The sequence below is a fragment of the Pseudomonas sp. A-RE-22 genome (assembly GCF_019956035.1).
In the GTDB taxonomy this organism is placed as follows: Bacteria; Pseudomonadota; Gammaproteobacteria; order Pseudomonadales; family Pseudomonadaceae; genus Aquipseudomonas; species Aquipseudomonas brassicacearum.
In genome coordinates this window covers 64,631-85,502 of the sequence record NZ_JAHBCZ010000017.1, presented here as the reverse complement: position 1 = coordinate 85,502, position 20,872 = coordinate 64,631, and the positions used below count along the sequence as shown (strand labels likewise).

Genomic DNA, 20,872 nt, shown 5'->3' with positions numbered 1-20,872 from the left:
CCCTTCAACAAAACCCACCCCCTTTCCGGCTTCGACTCCATCGAAGACCTGCTCAAAGACCGCGCCGCCGCCGAGCGTGCCCTCAATCATTACCTCAACCCAAAGCCTCCAGAATCAAGCACCGATCAGCGCATCGACAGCCTGTTTTCTGTCACCGCCAAAGCTGACGCCGACACACTACTGACCAGCACCTCCGAAACCCTGGCTTCGATAAAAGCCATGGCCGAGGACCTGGCTTTCGAAGTGGAGGGCACGCGGCGCAGCGTGGCGTTGGGGATTCATCAGTTGGTGGAGTTGTGCCAGTTGCTGGTGGACAAGGCGCTGGATCAGCTTGAAGCGCCGGCCAGCCCAGCCGAAGTGTAGCCGGAGGGAAGATGCGTCCGATCCATCAACTCAAGTTGGACGCATCTGTGGCGAGGGGATAAATCTCCTCGCCACGGGTTTCCTTCTGGTTCGGCTTGTATGGGCATCCACCTGTCAGCTCTGACAGTAGACGATCTCGGGGGCGTGGTTAGGATGCTGGATACGGGCGTGCTTTATTCAAAGCAGCAATGCCGTACCGATCTAACTTAACGGATGAGGTTCGATGATGGCCGCTAACGAAATCCGCATATCACTTAAAGATCTTGATCGTGATGATAATCCTGAGGTTCGCCTCAAGTTTTATCGGGGCGAACAGTGTTACCTCGATACGTTTGTCTCTTCCTCGCTGAAGGATGGGTGCTACGACAAGGTGGGTATAAAAACTGATCTGAACGAGGATGGCGCTCGCGATGGGCAAGATATTGAGTTGCTCACCCAACTCGCGCAGGCAGCTGTGCTTTTGCTGAAGTAAAAACGTGGCAGACAGTTTGATGATCGTTCCCACGCTACAGCGTGGAAATGCAGCCCGGGACGCTCCGCGTCCCTTTCCAAGGCCGAACGCGGAGCGTCCGTGGAGGCATTCCCACGCGGAGCGTGGGAACGATCGGGCGGGTTACTGCATCAACACCTCAACCACCCCATCCGCCGTCATCGTCACCTGGCTGGTGCCCGCTTCAACTTCCGGCGTCACCGACTCAGCATCCATGGACGCGGCTTTCATCATCATCTGCGGGCGCATGTACGGTTGTGGATAACCGTTGGTATTGAAGTTCAGGTTGACGATTTTGTAACCCTTGCCGCCCAGGGCGTCGGTGGCCAGTTGGGCGCGGGCCTTGAAGGCGTTGACGGCGTCCTTGAGCAGGGCGTCTTCGCTGGTTTTGCGGGTGGCGGTGGCGATGGCGAAGTCCATGCCGGCCATTTTCATGTCACCCAGCAGTTCGCCGGTGAGTTTGGACAGGGCGGCGAAGTCGGCGCTTTCCAGGCGCAGTTCCGCGCGCTCACGCCAGCCGGTGATTTTCCCGCCTTTGTTGTCGTAGATCGGGTAGCTGTTGCGGCTGCCCTGGCGCAGATTGATGTCCTTGACCTCTTTGGCCTGGCCGATGGCTTTGTTCAGCGTGGTGCTGACGGCGGCGGCGAGTTTGGCCGGGTCGGTGTTCTGCTCCTCGGTGTAGAGGGTGACGATCATCAGGTCGCGGGCCACTTCCTGGCTGGCTTCGGCGCGCAGGGAAATCTGGTTGTAGTGCAGCTCATCGGCGGCCAGGGCCGGCAGGCTGGCGGCGGTGCCGAGGCTGAGGGCGAGCAGGGCGGCGGGGCGACGGAACGTGTGCATGAAAGCTCCTTGGGATGGTGCGCAGGGGTGAGGTCCGGGCCTGCGTGAACGTTAAGACTCTAGCTTTTATGGGTGGGTTCGCACAGTTACAACTTCTATACAGATGTGCATGAGTCCAATTGACAGGGGGTGTGTCATTTCGAGGCTGTGGCGCTTTGCCGCATATCTGCCGCTGCAAGCCGCGCCTTGGTTATACTCCGTGCGATTCGCCTGGAGCGCTCATCAGGAGAGCTCATGCTCGCCCCTTTGCAAATGACATCCGCCTCTCGCCAGAACCTCTGGCGCCTGACATTCATCCGCATCCTGGTCCTGGCGGCCCAGGCCGGCTCGGTGGGGCTCGCCTATTGGTTCAACCTGCTGCCGCTGCCCTGGCTGCAATTGGCGATCACCCTGGTCTGTTCCAGCGTGCTCTGCGCGCTGACGGCGATTCGCCTGCGCACCTCGTGGCCGGTAACTGAGCTGGAATACGCCGTACAGCTGGCCGGCGACCTGTTTATCCACAGCGCGCTGCTGTATTTCTCCGGCGGTTCCACCAACCCTTTCGTCTCTTATTACCTGGTGCCGCTGACCATCGCCGCGGTGACGTTGCCGTGGCGCTTTTCGTTGATCCTGTCTGGTATCGCCCTGGCGCTGTACACCTTGCTGCTGGCGCGGTTCTACCCGCTGGAAACCTTCCCCATCGCCCGGGAAAACCTGCAGATCTACGGCATGTGGCTGAGTTTCGCCCTGGCCGCGGCGGTCATCACGTTTTTTGCCGCGCGCATGGCCGAGGAGCTGCGTCGCCAGGAAGAATTGCGGGCCATCCGCCGTGAAGAGGGCCTGCGCGACGAGCAATTGCTGGCCGTGGCGACCCAGGCCGCTGGCGCCGCCCATGAGTTGGGCACGCCGCTGGCGACCATGAGTGTGCTGCTCAAGGAGATGCGCCAGGATCACCACGACCCGGCGTTGCAGGAGGACCTCAGCGTGCTGCAGGACCAGGTCAAGCTGTGCAAGGAGACCCTGCAGTACCTGGTGCGCGCCGCCGAGGCCAATCGTCGGCTGGCCATCGACATGCAAGATGTCACCGACTGGCTCGATGAGGCGTTGAACCGCTGGCACCTGATGCGCCCGGAAGCCAGTTATCGCTTCCAGCGCCTGGGCCAGGGCCCGGTGCCACGCATGGCACCGCCGCCGGACCTGACCCAGGCGCTGCTGAACCTGCTGAACAACGCCGCCGACGCTTGCCCCGAAGGGCTGGAAGTGGCGTTGGACTGGAATGCCTATGAGCTGACCATCAGTATTCGCGACCACGGCGCCGGTGTGCCGCTGGCGATTGCCGAGCAGATCGGCAAGCCGTTCTATACCACCAAGGGCAAAGGTTTCGGCCTGGGCCTGTTTTTGAGCAAAGCCAGCGTGACACGCGCCGGCGGCTCGGTGAAACTCTACCCCCATGAGGAAGGCGGCACGCTCACCGAGCTGCGCCTGCCCCATGCCGACCGAGGAGACGAAACATGAGTGACGAGATCCAAGTCGACGGCGAAGAGCTGCCGCACCTGTTGCTGGTAGATGACGACGCCACGTTTACCCGCGTCATGGCCCGCGCCATGTCCCGCCGCGGTTTTCGCGTCAGCACCGCAGGTTCTGCCGAAGAAGGCCTGACCATTGCCCAGGCCGATCTGCCGGACTACGCCGCCCTGGACCTGAAAATGGACGGCGATTCGGGCTTGGTACTGCTGCCCAAGCTGCTGGAGCTGGATCCGGAGATGCGCGTGGTGATCCTCACCGGTTATTCGAGCATCGCCACCGCAGTCGAGGCTATCAAGCGCGGTGCCTGCAATTACCTGTGCAAACCGGCGGACGCCGATGATGTACTGGCGGCGCTGTTGTCCGAGCACGCTGACCTCGACACCCTGGTGCCGGAAAACCCCATGTCGGTGGATCGCCTGCAATGGGAGCACATCCAGCGGGTGCTGACCGAACACGAAGGCAATATCTCCGCCACGGCTCGCGCCTTGGGCATGCACCGGCGGACTTTGCAGCGCAAATTGCAAAAGCGTCCCGTGCGTCGCTGAACCTGCGCTGAACAGGTGTTGTCCACCCCCGCGACACATCGGGTCGTTGCTCTATATGATCGGCCCGAGTCTGTTCTTTTTTTTATAGAGCCTTAACCATGAATCAGAACGCTGAATATTCCGCGGTCAATGACGCGGTGCGCGGGCAGTTTTTCCGCCGTGTCTGGCAAATGACCACGCCGTACTGGCGCAGTGAGGAGAAGGGCAAGGCCTGGACGCTGTTGATCGCCGTCATCGCACTCTCGCTGTTCAGCGTGGCGATCTCGGTGTGGATCAACAGTTGGTACAAGGATTTCTACAACGCCCTGCAAGAGAAGGACAGCGCGGCGTTCTGGCAGTTGATCCTGTATTTCTGCGGCATCGCGGCGGTGGCGATCCTGGGCGCGGTATACCGCTTGTACCTCACGCAGATGCTCACCATCCGCTGGCGGGCCTGGCTCACCGAGCAGCATTTCGCCCGCTGGCTCGGTGACAAGAATTACTACCGGCTGGAGCAGGGCGGTTATACCGATAACCCGGACCAGCGGATTTCCGAAGACCTCAACAGTTTCACTACCAACACCCTGAGCCTGGGCTTGGGATTGCTGCGCACTGTGGTCAGCCTGGTGTCGTTCTCGATCATTTTGTGGGGCGTGTCAGGCAGCATCGAAGTGTTCGGCTACACCATCCCGGGCTACATGTTCTGGTGCGCGCTGGTGTATGCGGCGGTGGGCAGTTGGCTGACGCACTTGATCGGCCGACGCCTGATCGGTCTGAACAACAACCAGCAACGCTTCGAAGCCGACCTGCGCTTTTCCATGGTACGGGTGCGTGAAAACGCCGAGAGCATTGCGCTGTACAACGGTGAACCGAACGAGAACCGTCGCCTGAGCGGGCGTTTCGGCCTGGTCTGGCATAATTTCTGGGACATCATGCGAGTGTCCAAGCGCCTGACGTTCTTCACCTCCGGCTACGGCCAGATCGCGATCATCTTCCCGTTCATCGTCGCTGCACCGCGCTACTTTGCCGGCAAGATCCAGCTGGGCGAGCTCATGCAGATCAACTCGGCGTTCGGCAATGTGCAGGAGAATTTCAGCTGGTTCATCAGTGCTTATGCCGACCTCGCCGCGTGGCGCGCCACCTGCGATCGTCTGCTGAGTTTCCGCCAGGCCATGAGCGACAACGAAGACCGTGTGCCGGCCATCGATGTGCAAAACCAGGGCGATGGGTTGAAGGTTCATCACTTGGGGCTGGACCTGGCCGACGGTCGCCATCTGCTCGATAACGCCGACATGACCGTGGAGCCGGGCGAACGGGTGATGCTCAGTGGCCGTTCAGGCAGCGGCAAATCGACCCTGCTGCGGGCGATGGGGCATTTGTGGCCGGCAGGGCACGGGACGATCCGGCTTCCGGCCGCGCGTTACCTGTTCCTGCCGCAGAAGCCTTATCTACCGATTGGCAGCCTGCGTGAGGTATTGAGTTATCCACAGGCCGGCGATATCTATCCCAACGAACGTTATGCCCAGGTGCTGGAAACCTGCCGCCTGCCGCACCTGATCCCGCGGCTGGATGAAAGCAACCACTGGCAGCGCATGCTCTCGCCCGGCGAGCAACAACGCCTGGCCTTTGCCCGCGCATTGCTTTATGCACCGCAATGGTTGTACATGGACGAAGCCACGTCGGCGATGGATGAAGAAGACGAGGCGACGCTGTACCAGGCGCTGATCGACCAGTTGCCGGGCCTGAGCATTGTCAGCGTCGGCCACCGAAGCAGTTTGAAACGTTTCCATCCGCGACATGTGCGTATCGAAAATGGCCAACTGGTGGAGCGCACCGTGACAGCATAAACACCCAAAACCTGTGGGAGCGAGCTTGCTCGCGATAGCGGTGTATCAGTTGATATTGATGTGGCTGACCCACCGCCATCGCGAGCAAGCTCGCTCCCACAGGGGTTTTGTGGTGAGCCGGATGCAAATGCACGCAACCGCTCTAGTGTGGGAGCGAGCCTGCTCGCGATGGAGGCGAATCGGTCTCAGCACCAGTCTCGCCGCTGCACCCACGGTGATCGTACAACCACGTTGCGCTATGATGTTGCCATTCAGCCGTTTACCGAGACACAACCCCATGGAAAACCCGATCGAAGTACCACGCTTTCCCCGCAAGCGCCGCAGCCTGGCGCAGGAGCTGGTGACGGTGTTGACCGAGCAGATTCGCGACGGCCTGCTCAAGCGTGGCGATAAATTGCCCACCGAGTCGGCGATCATGGAAGCCCATGGCGTCAGCCGTACCGTGGTGCGCGAGGCGATTTCCCGTTTGCAGGCGGCCGGCCAGGTGGAAACCCGCCATGGCATCGGCACTTTCGTGCTGGACACGCCGAGCCCCAGCGGTTTTCGCATCGACCCGGCCACCGTGGTCACCTTGCGTGATGTGCTGGCGATCCTGGAGTTGCGCATCAGCCTGGAAGTGGAATCCGCCGGGTTGGCGGCGCAGCGCCGCAGCGACGAGCAACTGGCCGCCATGCGCGCCGCCCTCGACGCCTTGAACGAAAGCGCCGCCCACGCCAGCGATGCGGTGGCCTCGGACTTCGCCTTCCACCTGGAAATCGCCCTGTCCACCGGCAACCGCTACTTCACCGACATCATGACTCACCTGGGTACCAGCATCATTCCGCGTACCCGGGTGAACTCGGCGCGTTTGGCCCACGATGACCAGCAGCGCTACATGAACCGCCTGAGCCGCGAGCACGAGGAGATCTACGACGCCATCGCCCGCCAGGACTCCGAGGCGGCCCGTGCGGCCATGCGTTTGCATCTGACCAACAGCCGCGAGCGGCTGCGCCAGGCCCATGAAGAGGCGCAGGCGCAGGGCTAGCTGCTGTCAGTTGAGATGAGGTGAGTCACTGTTCCTGTGGCGAGGGGATTTATCCCCGCTGGGTTGCGCAGCAACCCCTTGAGGCGACAATTCATTCAATCAGACACGCCGGGGTGTCGGTTTCAGGGCTGCTGCGCACCCCAGCGGGATAAATCCCCTCGCCACACAGATACTGCGTTGCTGCTCGCTTACCAGCCGACAAACGCAAGGAGATGGCTACTACGCCTTGATCCGCAACATTTGCGGCTCGGATATATCGGGATCCCAGCTCTCGTAGCTAACCTCGTAACGAAGCTCAACCAATTTGTCGATGTAAGCTGTCAAGTCGGCATTGGTTAGCGTCATTGTCACATCCTTGCAGGGCGTACCTTCCTCGCCCTCGGTCAGCGGTGTAAACGCACCTACCGGAGTTGGAGACGTCGAGCCGACGCCCAGAGTCAGTCGGGCGTTCGAGTACGGTTCAAAAGCTGCATCCGGAATCTTCACGCTCAACGTCTTTACCTTTGACAAGCTGATCGTGACTTCCCCAGTGGCTGGAAAGTCCTTGAGCGTCGGTTTTGCATAGCTCTTCGCCATGATGTCACTCCCTGTGAGGCAGCCCTGATCGTTGCGTACGGGCGACTCACTTGAAAGATTGAGAAAAGGACTACAGCCGGGCATGACACGGCCATGCCTGGGTTATGCCCCCTTGTCGTGACGACGCCTACTGACAGAGTTGACAGTGGCGATGAGCGGTCCTAGTGCTCGGTCGGCAACTTTTATCTGTCTTTTCCATCCTGCTCAAAGGCCCGATTTACAAGGTCCTGCGACAAGCGCCTCAACCTCGACACCCGACAAAAGACGAAATGCAGTTGACGTTCATATTTTAAGTTGTACGATGACCTACAACTTCACGTGAAGCTGAACCGTTTCCTACAACACATCATTTTGCGTCCAGGGTGTTCGAATAATGAATCCACAAGAACTGAAGTCCATCCTCTCGTCTGGCCTGCTGTCGTTCCCGGTCACCGATTTCACTGCTCAAGGCGATTTCAATCGCGACAGCTACATCAAGCGCCTCGAGTGGCTGGCCCCGTATGGCGCCTCTGCATTGTTCGCAGCGGGCGGCACCGGTGAATTCTTCTCCCTGGCCGCCAGCGAGTATTCCCAGGTCATCAAGACCGCCGTCGATACCTGCGCCACCAGCGTGCCAATTCTTGCCGGTGTTGGCGGTGCCACTCGCCAGGCCATCGAATACGCTCAAGAAGCCGAGCGTCTGGGTGCCAAGGGTCTGTTGCTGTTGCCGCATTACCTGACCGAAGCCAGCCAGGACGGTGTTGCCGCTCACGTTGAAGCCGTGTGCAAATCGGTGAAGATCGGCGTGGTGGTGTACAACCGCAACGTCTGCCGCCTGAATGCCACTTTGCTGGAACAACTGGCCGAGCGCTGCCCGAACCTGATCGGCTACAAGGATGGCCTGGGCGATATCGAACTGATGGTGTCGATCCGTCGCCGCCTCGGCGATCGCTTCAGCTACCTGGGCGGGCTGCCGACCGCTGAAGTCTATGCCGCGGCCTACAAGGCCCTGGGCGTGCCGGTCTACTCCTCGGCGGTGTTCAACTTCATTCCGAAAACCGCGATGGATTTCTACCACGCCATTGCCCGCGACGATCACGAAACCGTCGGCAAGATCATCGACGACTTCTTCCTGCCATACCTGGACATCCGCAACCGCAAGGCCGGTTACGCAGTGAGCATCGTCAAGGCCGGCGCGAAGATCGTGGGCTATGACGCAGGTCCTGTGCGCACGCCGCTGACCGACCTGTTGCCAGAAGAATACGAAGCACTGGCCGCGCTGATCGACAAGCAAGGCAAGCAGTAACAGACCCGATAAGGCCGCTGAGCAATCAGCGGCTTTTTGCGTATGGCTTGATCGCTCCCACGCATCGCGTGGGAATGCAGCCAGGGACGCTCTGCGTTCCTAGACAGCTTTTGTAGAAGGAGTAGCTCCGTGGCAGATTCAAAGCGTTTCGATAACTACATCAACGGTCAGTGGGTGGCCGGTGCTGACTATTGCACCAACATCAACCCGTCTGACTTGTCCGATGTCATCGGTGAATACGCCAAGGCTGACGCAGCGCAAGTCAATGCCGCCATCGAAGCCGCGCGCGCCGCGTTCCCGGCCTGGTCGACCTCGGGCATCCAGGCCCGTCATGATGCGCTGGACAAAGTCGGCAGCGAAATCCTCGCCCGCCGTGAAGAACTTGGCCAACTGCTGGCCCGGGAAGAGGGCAAGACCCTGCCCGAAGCCATCGGTGAAGTGACCCGAGCCGGTAACATTTTCAAGTTCTTCGCCGGTGAATGCCTGCGCCTGTCGGGTGATTACGTGCCGTCGGTGCGCCCAGGCGTCAACGTTGAAGTCACCCGTGAAGCCCTCGGTGTGGTCGGCCTGATCACCCCGTGGAACTTCCCGATCGCCATTCCCGCGTGGAAAATTGCCCCGGCCCTGGCCTACGGCAACTGCGTGGTGATCAAACCCGCCGAGTTGGTACCGGGCTGCGCCTGGGCCCTGGCCGAGATCATTTCCCGCGCCGGTTTCCCGGCCGGTGCGTTCAACCTGGTGATGGGCAGCGGCCGTGTGGTCGGCGAAGTCCTGGTCAACAGCCCGAAAGTCGACGGCATCAGCTTTACCGGTTCGGTGGGCGTGGGGCGGCAGATCGCCGTCAACTGCGTGTCGCGCCAGGCCAAGGTGCAGTTGGAAATGGGCGGCAAGAACCCGCAGATCATCCTCGACGACGCCGACCTCAAGCAGGCCGTCGAACTGGCGGTGCAGAGTGCGTTCTACTCCACCGGCCAGCGCTGCACGGCCTCGAGTCGCCTGATCGTCACCGCCGGCATCCATGACAAGTTCGTCGAGGCCATGGCCGAGCGCATGCAGTCGATCAAGGTTGGCCATGCATTGAAGGCCGGCACCGATATCGGTCCGGTGGTTTCCGAAGCCCAGCTCAGCCAGGACTTGAAGTACATCGACATCGGCCAGAGCGAAGGTGCTCGGTTGGTCAGTGGCGGTGGCCTGGTGACGTGCGACACGGAAGGTTACTTCCTGGCGCCGACCCTGTTCGCCGACAGCGAAGCCTCGATGCGCATCAGCCGCGAAGAGATCTTCGGCCCGGTGGCCAACGTCGTGCGCGTGGCCGACTACGATGCGGCGCTGGCGATGGCCAACGACACCGAGTTCGGTCTGTCCGCCGGTATCGCCACCACCTCGTTGAAGTATGCCAACCACTTCAAGCGCCATTCCCAGGCGGGCATGGTGATGGTCAACCTGCCGACGGCTGGCGTGGATTACCACGTGCCGTTCGGCGGACGCAAAGGCTCGTCCTATGGTTCGCGTGAGCAAGGTCGCTACGCGCAAGAGTTCTACACCGTGGTGAAGACCTCTTACATCGGTTCGTAAACGCAACACCGGCCGGGGCTGGATTTCCAGCCCCGGTCGTACAATCTGCTGACCCGCATAAAAATAAATAGTGGGAGTACCTCTACATGCAAGCGACCAAGCCGACTCACGTCCGCTATTTGATCCTGCTCATGCTGTTCCTGGTGACGACGATCAACTATGCCGACCGCGCTACTATCGCCATCGCAGGCTCCAGCCTGCAAAAAGACCTCGGCATCGACGCCGTCACCCTCGGTTATATCTTCTCCGCTTTCGGTTGGGCCTACGTGGCCGGGCAGATTCCTGGCGGCTGGCTACTCGACCGTTTCGGCTCGAAAAAAATCTATGCCTTGAGCATTTTCACCTGGTCGCTGTTCACCGTGCTGCAAGGCTATGTCGGTGAATTCGGCATGTCCACGGCCGTGGTTGCACTGTTCATGCTGCGCTTTATGGTCGGTCTGGCCGAGGCGCCGTCCTTCCCGGGCAACGCACGTATCGTCGCCGCCTGGTTCCCCACCGCAGAACGCGGCACCGCCTCGGCGATTTTCAACTCGGCGCAATACTTCGCCACGGTGCTGTTCGCGCCGCTGATGGGTTGGATCGTCTATCGCTTCGGCTGGCAGCATGTGTTCATCGTGATGGGCGTGATCGGCATCGTGTTCTCGCTGATCTGGCTGAAAGTGATCCACAGCCCGCGTCAGCACCCGATGATCAACGAGGCCGAGTTCAATCACATCGCCGCCAATGGTGCGATGGTCGATATGGACCAGGACAAGGGCAAGGACAAGAAAACCGACGGTCCGAAGTGGGATTACATCCGCCAACTGCTGACCAACCGCATGATGCTCGGCGTTTACCTGGGCCAGTACTGCATCAACGGCATCACCTACTTCTTCCTGACCTGGTTCCCGGTATACCTGGTGCAGGAACGCGGCATGACCATCCTCAAGGCCGGTTTCATCGCGTCCTTGCCAGCGATCTGCGGTTTCATCGGCGGCGTCCTCGGCGGGGTGATTTCCGATTACCTGCTGCGCAAGGGCCACTCGCTGACCTTCGCCCGCAAGGCACCGATCATCGCCGGCCTGCTGGTGTCCAGCAGCATCGTGGCGTGCAACTACGTCGACATCGAATGGATGGTGGTGGGCTTCATGGCCCTGGCCTTCTTCGGTAAAGGCGTCGGCGCACTGGGCTGGGCCGTGGTCTCCGATACGTCGCCAAAACAGATCGCCGGCTTGAGCGGTGGCCTGTTCAACACCTTCGGCAACCTGGCATCGATCACCACGCCAATCGTCATCGGCTACATCATCAGCGCCACCGGTTCGTTCAAATGGGCGCTGGTGTTTGTCGGTTGCAACGCGCTGGTGGCGGTGTTCAGCTACCTGGTCATTGTGGGGCCGATCAAGCGTGTCGTGCTCAAGGAACCAACGGCCAAGGATGCCGACATCTCCAGCCTGTCTGAAGCAAAATCCTGAAGGAGCGGCGTCAATGCAACTGATTGAACATGCCGATTCGCCGCGTTACATCCGCTTGCATGAGCGGGACAACGTAGTGATCGTCGTCAATGACCAGGGTGTACCGGCCGGGACCGAGTTCCCGGACGGCCTGGTCACTGTGGACTTTGTGCCGCAGAGCCACAAGGTCACCCTGGTGGACATTCCCGAGGGAGGCGAGGTGATTCGCTATGGCCAGGTCATCGGCTATGCGCTGCAACCGATCCCTCGTGGCAGCTGGGTCAAGGAAGACCAGTTGCGCATGCCGACCGCGCCACCGCTGGACAGCCTGCCGCTGTCCACTGATGTGCCGGTGGCCGATGCGCCGCTGGAGGGCTACACCTTCGAGGGTTATCGCAACGCCGACGGTACCGTCGGCACGCGCAATATCCTGGGCATCACCACCACGGTGCAGTGCGTGACCGGGGTGCTGGACCATGCAGTCAAGCGCATCAAGGACGAGTTGCTGCCCAAGTACCCGAACGTCGATGACGTGGTGGCGCTGACCCACAGCTACGGCTGCGGCGTGGCGATCACTGCCACCGATGCCTACATCCCGATCCGTACCGTGCGCAACCTGGCACGTAACCCGAACCTGGGGGGCGAGGCGCTGGTGATCAGCCTGGGTTGCGAGAAATTGCAGGCCGGGCAGGTGATGCATGAGGGCGACAGCTCGGTGGACCTCAGCGAGCCTTGGTTGTATCGCTTGCAGGATTCCAGTCACGGTTTCACCGAAATGATCGAGCAGATCATGGAACTGGCCGAGACCCGCCTGAAGAAACTCGACCAGCGCCGCCGCGAAACCGTACCGGCTTCGGAGCTGATCCTGGGCATGCAATGTGGTGGCAGCGATGCGTTTTCAGGCATCACCGCCAACCCGGCGCTGGGCTACGCCTCGGACCTGCTGCTACGGGCCGGGGCGACGGTGATGTTCTCCGAGGTCACCGAAGTGCGCGATGCGATCTACTTGCTGACCTCTCGGGCACAAACCCAGGAGGTCGCCCAGGAACTGGTGCGTGAAATGGACTGGTACGACCGCTACCTGGCCAAGGGCGAGGCCGATCGCAGTGCCAACACCACGCCGGGCAACAAGAAGGGCGGGCTGTCGAACATCGTCGAAAAATCCCTGGGCTCGATCGTCAAATCCGGCAGCAGCGCGATCAATGGCGTGCTGGGTCCGGGCGAGCGCTTCAAGCAAAAGGGCCTGATCTTCTGCGCCACGCCGGCCAGTGACTTTGTCTGCGGTACGTTGCAACTGGCGGCGGGGATGAACCTGCACGTGTTCACCACCGGTCGTGGCACGCCGTACGGCTTGGCGATGGCTCCGGTGGTGAAGGTCTCGACCCGCACCGAACTGGCCCAACGCTGGCCGGACCTGATCGACATCGACGCCGGCCGGATCGCCACCGGACGCGCGACCATCGAAGAGTTGGGTTGGGAGCTGTTCCACTACTACCTGGACGTGGCCAGCGGCAAGAAACAGACCTGGGCCGAGCGGCACAAGTTGTACAACGACATCACGTTGTTCAACCCTGCACCGATCACCTGATGATTTCGTGATCGCCGGAGATTGATCGTTCCCACGTTCCGCGTGGGAATGCCTCTGCGGACGCTCCGCGTTCGGATCTTGGGACGCGGAGCGTCCCTGGCTGCATTCCCACGCAGAGCGTGGGAACGATCAGTGGGAAAGTGGCTTATCATTAGCCACCTAACGACACCCTCTCAAGGTCCCCCGGCATGCTGGCAATTTTCCTCGAAACCCTGAACATCACCGCGCCGGTGTTTGCCATGCTGTTTTTGGGGGTGTTGCTCAAGCGCATCAACTGGATCAACGATAACTTCATCCACATCGCCTCGTCCCTGGTGTTCAACGTCACCATGCCGGCGCTGTTGTTTCTCGGCATCCTCCATGCCGACCTGCATGCGGCGTTGCAGCCCGACCTGCTGATCTATTTCTCCGTCGCCACCCTGGTAAGTTTCGCCATGGCCTGGGGCTGGGCGATCTGGCGCTGCCCGCGCGAGGATCGCGGTATCTATACCCAGGGTGCGTTTCGCGGCAACAACGGGGTCATTGGCCTGGCGCTGGCGGCGAGCATGTATGGCGACTACGGGATTTCCCTGGGGGCGATTCTCGCGGCGCTGGTGATCCTGTTCTACAACACCTTGTCGACCATCGTGCTGGCGGTCTACAGCCCGGTGATCAAGTCTGACCCGTGGAGCATCTGCAAGAGTGTGATCAGCAACCCGCTGATCATCAGCGTGATCGTCGCCGCGCCGTTCGCCTATTGGCACATCGGCCTGCCAAACTGGTTCGAGACCTCGGCCAAATACCTGTCGCAAATGACCTTGCCCCTGGCGTTGATCTGCATTGGCGGCACGCTGTCGCTGGCGGCCTTGCGCAAGAGCGGCAAGATGGCCCTGAGTTCGAGCCTGGTGAAGATGGTCGGGCTGCCGCTGCTGGCCACTCTCGGTGCGTGGCTCTGGGGCTTTCGCGGGGCGGAGTTGGGGATCCTGTTCCTGTACTTCGGCAGCCCCACCGCCGCCGCCAGTTACGTCATGGCCCGGGCGGCCGATGGCAACCATGAACTGGCGGCGGCGATCATCGTCATCACCACGCTGATGGCGGCGATTACCACCAACCTGGGGATCTTTGTGTTGCAGTGGGGTGGGTGGATCTAGCCTTGGGTTTGCGCTGTTCTTGAGGTCCAAATCGCGAGCAGGCTCGCTCCCACAGGTGTATCGCAATCATCTGTGGGAGCGAGCTTGCTCGCGATAGCGATCCAATGGTCACTCAGGTTTCTGATAGCTATCGATCACTTCCTGCGCCGCCCGAAACGCGTCGATCGCCGCCGGCACGCCCGCGTATACCGCGCAATGCAGCAATGCCTCTCGAATCTCTTCCACCGTGCAGCCATTATTCAGCGCGCCGCGCACATGGCCTTTGAGTTCCTGCGGGCACTTGAGGGCGGTGAGGGCCGCCAGGGTGATCAGGCTGCGGGTCTTCAGCGGCAGGCCTTCGCGGCTCCAGACGCTGCCCCAGGCATGTTCGTTGACGAAGTCCTGCAATGGCTGGGTGAACTCGGTGGCGTTGCCCAGGGCGCGGTCGACGAATGTGTCGCCCATGACCTGGCGACGCATGTCCAGGCCGGTCTTTGGAATGTCGGTCATGACAAATCCCTCTTGTGGTGTTGGCGGCGCCAGGCGCGCAGGGAGGTGAACAGTAAAAACGCGAGCAGGGCTGGCAGCACATAAAACAGCATCAGCCGTTCCAGTTGGCCGGCCAGGGGCATGCCGGTGGTGAAGGACATCACGTGCAGCCCATAGGCCAGGTACAACCCCAGCAACAGCAGGCCCTCGGCGCGGGTGACACGATAACCGGAATAGAACACCGGCAGGCACAGCACCGCCACGCCGAGCATCACCGGCAGGTCGAAATCCAGGGCATTCGGTGAGACCGACAGTGGCGTGGGGGCGGCGAGGGCGGTTATCCCCAATACCCCGAGCAGGTTGAACAGGTTGCTGCCGATGACGTTACCCACCGCAATGTCCCGTTGGCCGCGCAGGGCGGCGATCAACGAGGTGGCGAGCTCCGGCAGCGAGGTGCTGACGGCGACGATGGTCAGGCCGATGATGCGCTCCGAAAGCCCCAGGTCCGTCGCCACTTCCACCGCCGCGCCCAGCAACAGGTGCCCGGCGAAAATCAGCATTGCCAAGCCCAGCACGATCATCGCCAGGCTCCTGGGCCACGACCCCTGGGTCACCTCCATACCCACCGTGTGCGGCCGTCCCGAGTGCCGCGACTGACGCAACAACAGGCCCAGGTACACCGCCAGGCCCACCAGCAGCCATACTCCGTCCAGCCGGGTCAGTTCCTCATTCCAGGCCAGCACGAACACCAGCAGGCTGGCACCGATCATCAACGGAATGTCCAGGCGCACCAATTGGCGCGAGACGCGCAATGGAATGATCAGCGCCGACAGCCCGAGGGTGACGAGGATGTTGAAGATGCTGCTGCCGATCACGCTGCCCACGGCGATGTCGGCGTTTTGCGCCAGGGTTGCCTGCAGGCTGACGGCCATTTGTGGGGCGCTGCTGCCGAACGCGACGACGCTCAGGCCGATGATCAGTGGTCGTACCTGCAAGCGTGCCGCCAGGCCCACGGCGGCGCGCACCAGCAGTTCGGCGCCGCCGATCAGCAACAGCAGGGCGCCGAACAATTCGATCAGGCTGGGCAGCGGTAGGGCGGTGAGTAGGGAAATGGCCGGGCTCCGTCTATCAATCGTCGAGGGCTTGCACGCGCACGCGTGCGGTGCCGCTGCGCAACATGCCCAGTTGCTCGGCGGCTTCGCGGGACACGTCGATCAAGCGGCCTCGGGAGTATGGGCCACGGTCGTTGATGCGCACCACTACGCTGTCATTGTTGCTCAGGTTGGTGACTTTCACCCGGGTGCCGAACGGCAACTGGCGATGGGCGGCGGTCAGGCTGTGCTGGTCGAAACGCTCGCCGCTGGCGGTGCGCTTGCCGTGGTGCCTGGCACCGTAATAAGAGGCGACGCCGGTCTGGTCGTAGCCGTGTGGATCGACCGTCCCGCTCTGGCTGGCGCAACCGGCCAACAGGGACAGCAGGGCGCAGGCGCCGAGGAGACGCTTCATTCGATGACCCCATGATCGTTCCCACGCTCTGCGTGGGAATGCAGCCCGTGACGCTCTGCGTCACAAAAAGCGGACGCGGAGCGTCCAGTGAGGCGTTCCCACGCAGAGCGTGGGAACGATCACCGTCGATAAGTCAGCCCTCGAGCTTGCTTTTGAGCAGTTCGTTGACCTGTTGCGGGTTGGCCTTGCCCTTGGAGGCTTTCATGGCCTGGCCGACGAAGAAGCCGAACATCTTGCCGCGCTTGGCTTCGTCTGCCGCACGGTACTGTTCGACCTGCTCGGCGTTGGCCGCGAGCATTTCATCGAGCACGGCGGAAATGGCGCCGGTATCGGTGACCTGCTTCAAGCCGCGCTTCTCGATGATCTCGTCGGCGCTGCCCTCGCCATTGGCCATGGCTTCGAACACCATCTTGGCGATCTTGCCGGAAATGGTGTTGTCCTTGATCCGCACCAGCATGCCGCCCAGTTGCTCGGCCGAGACCGGCGACTGGTCGATTTCCAGGCCTTGTTTGTTCAACAGGCTGCCCAGTTCCACCATCACCCAGTTGGCCGCCAGCTTGGCGTCGCCGCCGATGCTCACGACTTTCTCGAAGTAATCGGCCTGTTCGCGACTGGTGGCCAGGACGTTGGCGTCATAGCTCGACAGCCCGAATTGCGCCTGGAAGCGCTCGCGTTTTTGCGGCGGCAGTTCCGGCAGGGTGGCGCGCACCTCGTCGAGGAACGAGTTCTCGATAACCACCGGCAGCAGGTCCGGGTCGGGGAAGTAACGGTAGTCGTTGGCTTCTTCCTTGCTGCGCATCGGACGGGTCTCGTCCTTGTTCGGGTCGTACAGGCGGGTCTGCTGGATGACCTTGCCACCGTCCTCGATCAGTTCGATCTGGCGCTGGATCTCGCTGTTGATCGCCTTCTCGATGAAGCGGAACGAGTTGACGTTCTTGATCTCGCAGCGGGTGCCGAATTCGACCTGGCCCTTGGGCCGGATCGACACGTTGCAGTCGCAGCGCAGCGAGCCTTCGGCCATGTTGCCGTCGCAGATGCCCAGGTAGCGCACCAATGCGTGGATCGCCTTGACGTAGGCCACGGCTTCCTTGGCGCTGCGCATGTCCGGCTCGGAAACGATTTCCAGCAGCGGCGTGCCGGCACGGTTCAGGTCGATGCCGGTGGCGCCGTTGAATTCTTCGTGCAGGCTCTTGCCGGCGTCTTCTTCCAGGTGCGCCCGGGTGATGCCGACGCGTTTGACCGTGCCGTCTTCCAGGGCGATGTCCAGGTGGCCCTTGCCAACGATCGGCAATTCCATCTGGCTGATCTGGTAACCCTTGGGCAGGTCTGGGTAGAAGTAGTTCTTGCGGGCGAACACGTTGTGCTGGCCGATCTCGGCGTCAATCGCCAGGCCGAACATCACCGCCATGCGCACTGCTTCGGCGTTGAGCACCGGCAGTACGCCGGGCATGCCCAGGTCGACCAGGCTGGCCTGGGTGTTGGGCTCGGAGCCGAACGTGGTGGAGCTACCGGAAAAGATTTTCGACCGGGTGGTGAGCTGGGTATGAATCTCCAGCCCGATCACGACTTCCCATTGCATGTGTTTCTCCTCAGAAGCCGGTTGGGGTGCGGGTGTGCCAGTCAGTGTTCAACTGATACTGGTGGGCAACGTTCAACAGGCGGCCTTCCTGGAAATACGGCGCGAGCAACTGCACGCCCACTGGCAGGCCATCGACGAAACCGGCCGGCATGGACAGGCCCGGCAAGCCGGCGAGGTTCGCGGTGATGGTGTAGACGTCTTCCAGGTACTCGGCGACCGGGTCACTGTTCTTGGCACCGAGTTTCCAGGCCGGGTTCGGCGTGGTTGGACCGAGGATGATGTCGACCTCGTTGAAGGCGGCCATGAAGTCGTTCTTCACCAGGCGGCGGATTTTCTGCGCCTTGAGGTAGTAGGCGTCGTAGTAGCCGGCGGACAGCGCGTAGGCGCCGACCATGATCCGGCGCTGCACTTCGGCACCGAAGCCTTCGCCACGGGAGCGCTTGTACAGGTCGATCAGGTTTTCCGGGTTCTCGCAGCGATAGCCGAAGCGCACGCCGTCGAAACGCGACAGGTTCGAGGACGCTTCCGCCGGGGCGATCACGTAGTACGCCGGAATCGCGTGCTGCATGTTCGGCAGGCTGATTTCCTTGATGACCGCACCGAGCTTCTCCAGCTCCTTGACGCTGTTGTGGACCAGTTCGGCGATGCGTGGGTCGAGGCCGGCGCTGAAGTACTCCTTCGGCACACCGATGCGCAGGCCCTGCAGCGAGCCGTTGAGGCTGGCGCTGTAGTCCGGCACTGGCTCATCGATGCTGGTGGAGTCGTTCGGGTCGAAGCCGGCCATGCCTTGCAGCAGGATTGCGCAGTCTTCGGCGGTGCGGGCCAGCGGGCCACCCTGGTCGAGGCTGGAGGCGTAGGCGATCATGCCCCAGCGCGAGACACGGCCGTAGGTCGGCTTGAGGCCTGTGAGGTTGGTGAACGCCGCCGGTTGGCGAATCGAGCCGCCGGTGTCGGTGGCGGTGGCGGCCGGCAACAGGCGTGCGGCCACGGCGGCGGCGGAACCACCGGACGAGCCGCCCGGTACGTGTTCCAGGTTCCACGGGTTTTTCACCGCGCCGTAGTAGCTCGACTCGTTGGCCGAGCCCATGGCGAATTCGTCCATGTTGGTCTTGCCCAGGGTCACGGTGCCGGCGGCGGCCAGCTTGGCGACCACGGTGGCATCGTACGGCGCCTTGAAGTTGTCGAGCATCTTCGAGCCGCAGCTGGTGCGGATGCCCTGGGTGCAGAACAAGTCCTTGTGGGCGATCGGCGCACCGAGCAGGGCGCCGGTTTCACCGTTGGCGCGCCGGGCGTCGGCGGCCTTGGCCTGGCTCAGGGCCAGCTCCTGGGTGAGGCTGATGAAGCTGTTGAGCTGCGGATCGAGCTGGGCGATGCGCGCCAGCAGGACCTGGGTCAGCTCTTCGGAAGAAAACTTTTTATCGGCGAGTCCGCGGGCGATCTCGGCCAGGGTCATGTGATGCATGAGAGGCTCTTTCCCTTTAGTCGATGACTTTCGGAACCAGGTACAGGCCGTTTTCGACCGCTGGTGCGATGGACTGGTAGGCCTCGCGGTGATTGGACTCGGTCACGACGTCGGCGCGCAGGCGCTGGCTGGCTTCCAGTGGGTGTGCCAGTGGTTCGATACCGTCGGTATTGACCGCCTGCATCTCGTCGACCAGCCCCAGAATGCTGTTCAGGGCAGAAGTGATGTGTGGAAGATCGGCTTCATTGAGGCCCAGACAGGCCAGATGAGCGATTTTTTCCACGTCGGAGCGTTCAAGCGCCATGGGATTCTCCAGTGGAAAACAAAACGGACGTAGTCTGTCCGTGTGTTAGATTGTCGGAACACTACCGCATTTCTACGGTCTTACGGCCGCGATTTCGGGGTTTGGTGCACAGAAAAGCGGCCAATTTAACATATTGGCGCCTTGCCCAAAATCCCTGTCGTTGTTAGAGTTTGCCGCACTTTTTTACCCACGCGTTGCCTAGGGTCCCTTTCCCATGTTCAAGAAACTGCGTGGCATGTTTTCCAGCGATCTTTCCATTGACCTGGGCACTGCCAACACCCTTATTTACGTGCGCGAGCGCGGTATCGTCCTGAATGAACCCTCGGTCGTGGCCATCCGCACCCACGGTAACCAGAAAAGTGTCGTGGCTGTCGGTACGGAAGCCAAGCGCATGCTGGGCCGTACACCGGGCAACATCGCGGCCATTCGCCCAATGAAGGACGGCGTGATCGCCGACTTCAGCGTCTGCGAAAAGATGCTGCAGTACTTCATCAACAAGGTTCACGAAAACAGCTTCCTGCAGCCCAGCCCTCGTGTGCTGATCTGCGTTCCATGCAAGTCCACCCAGGTAGAGCGACGCGCTATCCGTGAATCGGCCCTCGGCGCCGGTGCCCGTGAAGTGTTCCTGATCGAAGAGCCAATGGCTGCTGCCATCGGTGCCGGCCTGCCGGTGGAAGAAGCCCGCGGCTCGATGGTCGTCGACATCGGTGGTGGCACCACTGAAATCGCGCTGATCTCCCTCAACGGTGTGGTCTACGCCGAATCCGTACGTGTGGGCGGCGACCGTTTCGACGAAGCGATCATCACTTATGTGCGTCGCAACTACGGCAGCCTGATCGGCGAATCCACCGCCGAGCGCATCAAGCAGGAAATCGGCACGGCCTATCCGGGCGGTGAAGTGCGTGAAGTCGACGTGCGCGGTCGCAACCTGGCCGAAGGCGTTCCTCGGGCCTTTACCCTCAACTCCAACGAAGTGCTCGAAGCGCTGCAAGAATCGTTGGCGACCATCGTCCAGGCCGTCAAGAGCGCCCTGGAGCAGTCTCCGCCGGAGCTGGCGTCGGACATCGCCGAGCGCGGCCTGGTGCTGACCGGTGGTGGCGCGCTGCTGCGTGACCTCGACAAGCTGCTGGCCCAGGAAACCGGGCTGCCGGTGATCGTTGCCGAAGACCCGTTGACCTGCGTTGCCCGCGGCGGTGGCCGTGCATTGGAAATGATGGACAAGCACACCATGGACCTGCTCTCCAGCGAATAAGTTGGCTGGATCGTCTATGTTGTTCGCTCCCGGGCAGCACTTTGCAGTGCTGCCCGTTGGCGTTTATCTTCTGTCATTCGTATCCAGGCCGGTTTGATGCCGTATGAATAAAGAAAACATTTG

The 20,872-nt window shown here is 61.5% G+C and carries 20 protein-coding genes; 12 read left to right on the top strand and 8 right to left on the bottom strand.

What is annotated here, in order from left to right:
* Both KGA89_RS10855 and KGA89_RS10850 read left to right on the top strand, forming a co-directional pair.
* On the top strand, window positions 1-363 hold a 363-nt coding region (locus KGA89_RS10855), incomplete at its 5' end, for a DUF6124 family protein (protein ID WP_317851098.1).
* 223 nt (window positions 364-586) lie between these two features.
* Complete coding sequence (locus KGA89_RS10850) at window positions 587-835, top strand: hypothetical protein (RefSeq protein ID WP_223471511.1); 249 nt, start codon at window positions 587-589, stop codon at window positions 833-835.
* A gap of 141 nt (window positions 836-976) precedes the next feature.
* Here KGA89_RS10850 and KGA89_RS10845 read toward each other — a convergent pair whose 3' ends face one another.
* Complete coding sequence (locus tag KGA89_RS10845; protein ID WP_003197790.1) at window positions 977-1,693, bottom strand: SIMPL domain-containing protein; 717 nt, start codon at window positions 1,691-1,693, stop codon at window positions 977-979.
* Between the two features lie 234 nt (window positions 1,694-1,927).
* Here KGA89_RS10845 and KGA89_RS10840 point away from each other — a divergent pair, with 234 nt between their 5' ends.
* The 4 genes from KGA89_RS10840 (at window position 1,928) to KGA89_RS10825 (ending at window position 6,594) form a co-directional block, all read left to right on the top strand.
* Window positions 1,928-3,187: an ATP-binding protein gene (locus KGA89_RS10840; protein ID WP_003197792.1), complete on the top strand. Its 1,260-nt coding sequence runs from the start codon at window positions 1,928-1,930 to the stop codon at window positions 3,185-3,187.
* Window positions 3,184-3,744, top strand: a complete 561-nt coding sequence (locus KGA89_RS10835; protein ID WP_003177957.1) for a response regulator transcription factor — start codon at window positions 3,184-3,186, stop codon at window positions 3,742-3,744. The genes KGA89_RS10840 and KGA89_RS10835 overlap by 4 nt, the downstream gene beginning before the upstream one ends.
* 98 nt (window positions 3,745-3,842) lie before the next feature.
* Window positions 3,843-5,570 (top strand): ABC transporter ATP-binding protein/permease, encoded by a 1,728-nt coding sequence (locus KGA89_RS10830; protein ID WP_003197795.1) that lies wholly within the window; start codon window positions 3,843-3,845, stop codon window positions 5,568-5,570.
* 277 nt (window positions 5,571-5,847) lie between these two features.
* Window positions 5,848-6,594 (top strand): FadR/GntR family transcriptional regulator, encoded by a 747-nt coding sequence (locus KGA89_RS10825; protein ID WP_003197797.1) that lies wholly within the window; start codon window positions 5,848-5,850, stop codon window positions 6,592-6,594.
* A gap of 219 nt (window positions 6,595-6,813) precedes the next feature.
* Here KGA89_RS10825 and KGA89_RS10820 read toward each other — a convergent pair whose 3' ends face one another.
* Entirely contained in the window at window positions 6,814-7,170 is a 357-nt protein-coding gene (locus KGA89_RS10820; RefSeq protein ID WP_100264347.1) for a hypothetical protein, read from the bottom strand.
* Between the two features lie 373 nt (window positions 7,171-7,543).
* Between KGA89_RS10820 and kdgD the strand changes: the two genes are divergently transcribed.
* From kdgD to KGA89_RS10795, 5 genes are all read left to right on the top strand, one after another.
* A complete protein-coding gene (gene kdgD, locus KGA89_RS10815) occupies window positions 7,544-8,455 on the top strand; it encodes a 5-dehydro-4-deoxyglucarate dehydratase (RefSeq protein ID WP_003177964.1) in 912 nt (303 codons plus the stop codon).
* Between the two features lie 129 nt (window positions 8,456-8,584).
* Window positions 8,585-10,030, top strand: coding sequence for an aldehyde dehydrogenase family protein (locus tag KGA89_RS10810; RefSeq protein ID WP_223471510.1), 1,446 nt, complete (start codon window positions 8,585-8,587; stop codon window positions 10,028-10,030).
* 86 nt (window positions 10,031-10,116) lie between these two features.
* A complete protein-coding gene (locus KGA89_RS10805; protein WP_003197804.1) occupies window positions 10,117-11,481 on the top strand; it encodes an MFS transporter in 1,365 nt (454 codons plus the stop codon).
* Between the two features lie 13 nt (window positions 11,482-11,494).
* Window positions 11,495-13,048, top strand: a complete 1,554-nt coding sequence (gene garD / locus KGA89_RS10800; protein WP_003197806.1) for a galactarate dehydratase — start codon at window positions 11,495-11,497, stop codon at window positions 13,046-13,048.
* Between the two features lie 188 nt (window positions 13,049-13,236).
* A complete protein-coding gene (locus tag KGA89_RS10795; protein ID WP_223471509.1) occupies window positions 13,237-14,178 on the top strand; it encodes an AEC family transporter in 942 nt (313 codons plus the stop codon).
* Window positions 14,179-14,286: 108 nt separating this feature from the next.
* Here the strand turns inward: KGA89_RS10795 and KGA89_RS10790 are convergent, their stop codons facing one another.
* From KGA89_RS10790 to gatC, 6 genes are all read right to left on the bottom strand, one after another.
* Window positions 14,287-14,667 carry a carboxymuconolactone decarboxylase family protein gene (locus KGA89_RS10790; protein ID WP_223471508.1) on the bottom strand — a complete coding sequence of 127 codons (381 nt, stop codon included), beginning with the start codon at window positions 14,665-14,667 and terminating at the stop codon, window positions 14,287-14,289.
* A complete protein-coding gene (locus tag KGA89_RS10785) occupies window positions 14,664-15,725 on the bottom strand; it encodes a calcium/sodium antiporter (protein ID WP_223471515.1) in 1,062 nt (353 codons plus the stop codon). Before KGA89_RS10785 ends, KGA89_RS10790 begins: the two co-directional genes overlap by 4 nt.
* 49 nt (window positions 15,726-15,774) lie before the next feature.
* Entirely contained in the window at window positions 15,775-16,152 is a 378-nt protein-coding gene (locus KGA89_RS10780; protein WP_214511243.1) for a septal ring lytic transglycosylase RlpA family protein, read from the bottom strand.
* A 133-nt stretch (window positions 16,153-16,285) separates the two neighbouring features.
* Complete coding sequence (gene gatB, locus KGA89_RS10775; protein ID WP_003197813.1) at window positions 16,286-17,731, bottom strand: Asp-tRNA(Asn)/Glu-tRNA(Gln) amidotransferase subunit GatB; 1,446 nt, start codon at window positions 17,729-17,731, stop codon at window positions 16,286-16,288.
* A gap of 10 nt (window positions 17,732-17,741) precedes the next feature.
* Complete coding sequence (gatA, locus tag KGA89_RS10770; protein ID WP_003197814.1) at window positions 17,742-19,193, bottom strand: Asp-tRNA(Asn)/Glu-tRNA(Gln) amidotransferase subunit GatA; 1,452 nt, start codon at window positions 19,191-19,193, stop codon at window positions 17,742-17,744.
* 16 nt (window positions 19,194-19,209) lie between these two features.
* Window positions 19,210-19,497, bottom strand: a complete 288-nt coding sequence (gene gatC, locus KGA89_RS10765; protein ID WP_003197816.1) for an Asp-tRNA(Asn)/Glu-tRNA(Gln) amidotransferase subunit GatC — start codon at window positions 19,495-19,497, stop codon at window positions 19,210-19,212.
* A gap of 214 nt (window positions 19,498-19,711) precedes the next feature.
* Here gatC and mreB point away from each other — a divergent pair, with 214 nt between their 5' ends.
* Window positions 19,712-20,749, top strand: coding sequence for a rod shape-determining protein MreB (gene mreB, locus KGA89_RS10760; RefSeq protein WP_002555108.1), 1,038 nt, complete (start codon window positions 19,712-19,714; stop codon window positions 20,747-20,749).
* Window positions 20,750-20,872: the final 123 nt, after the last annotated feature.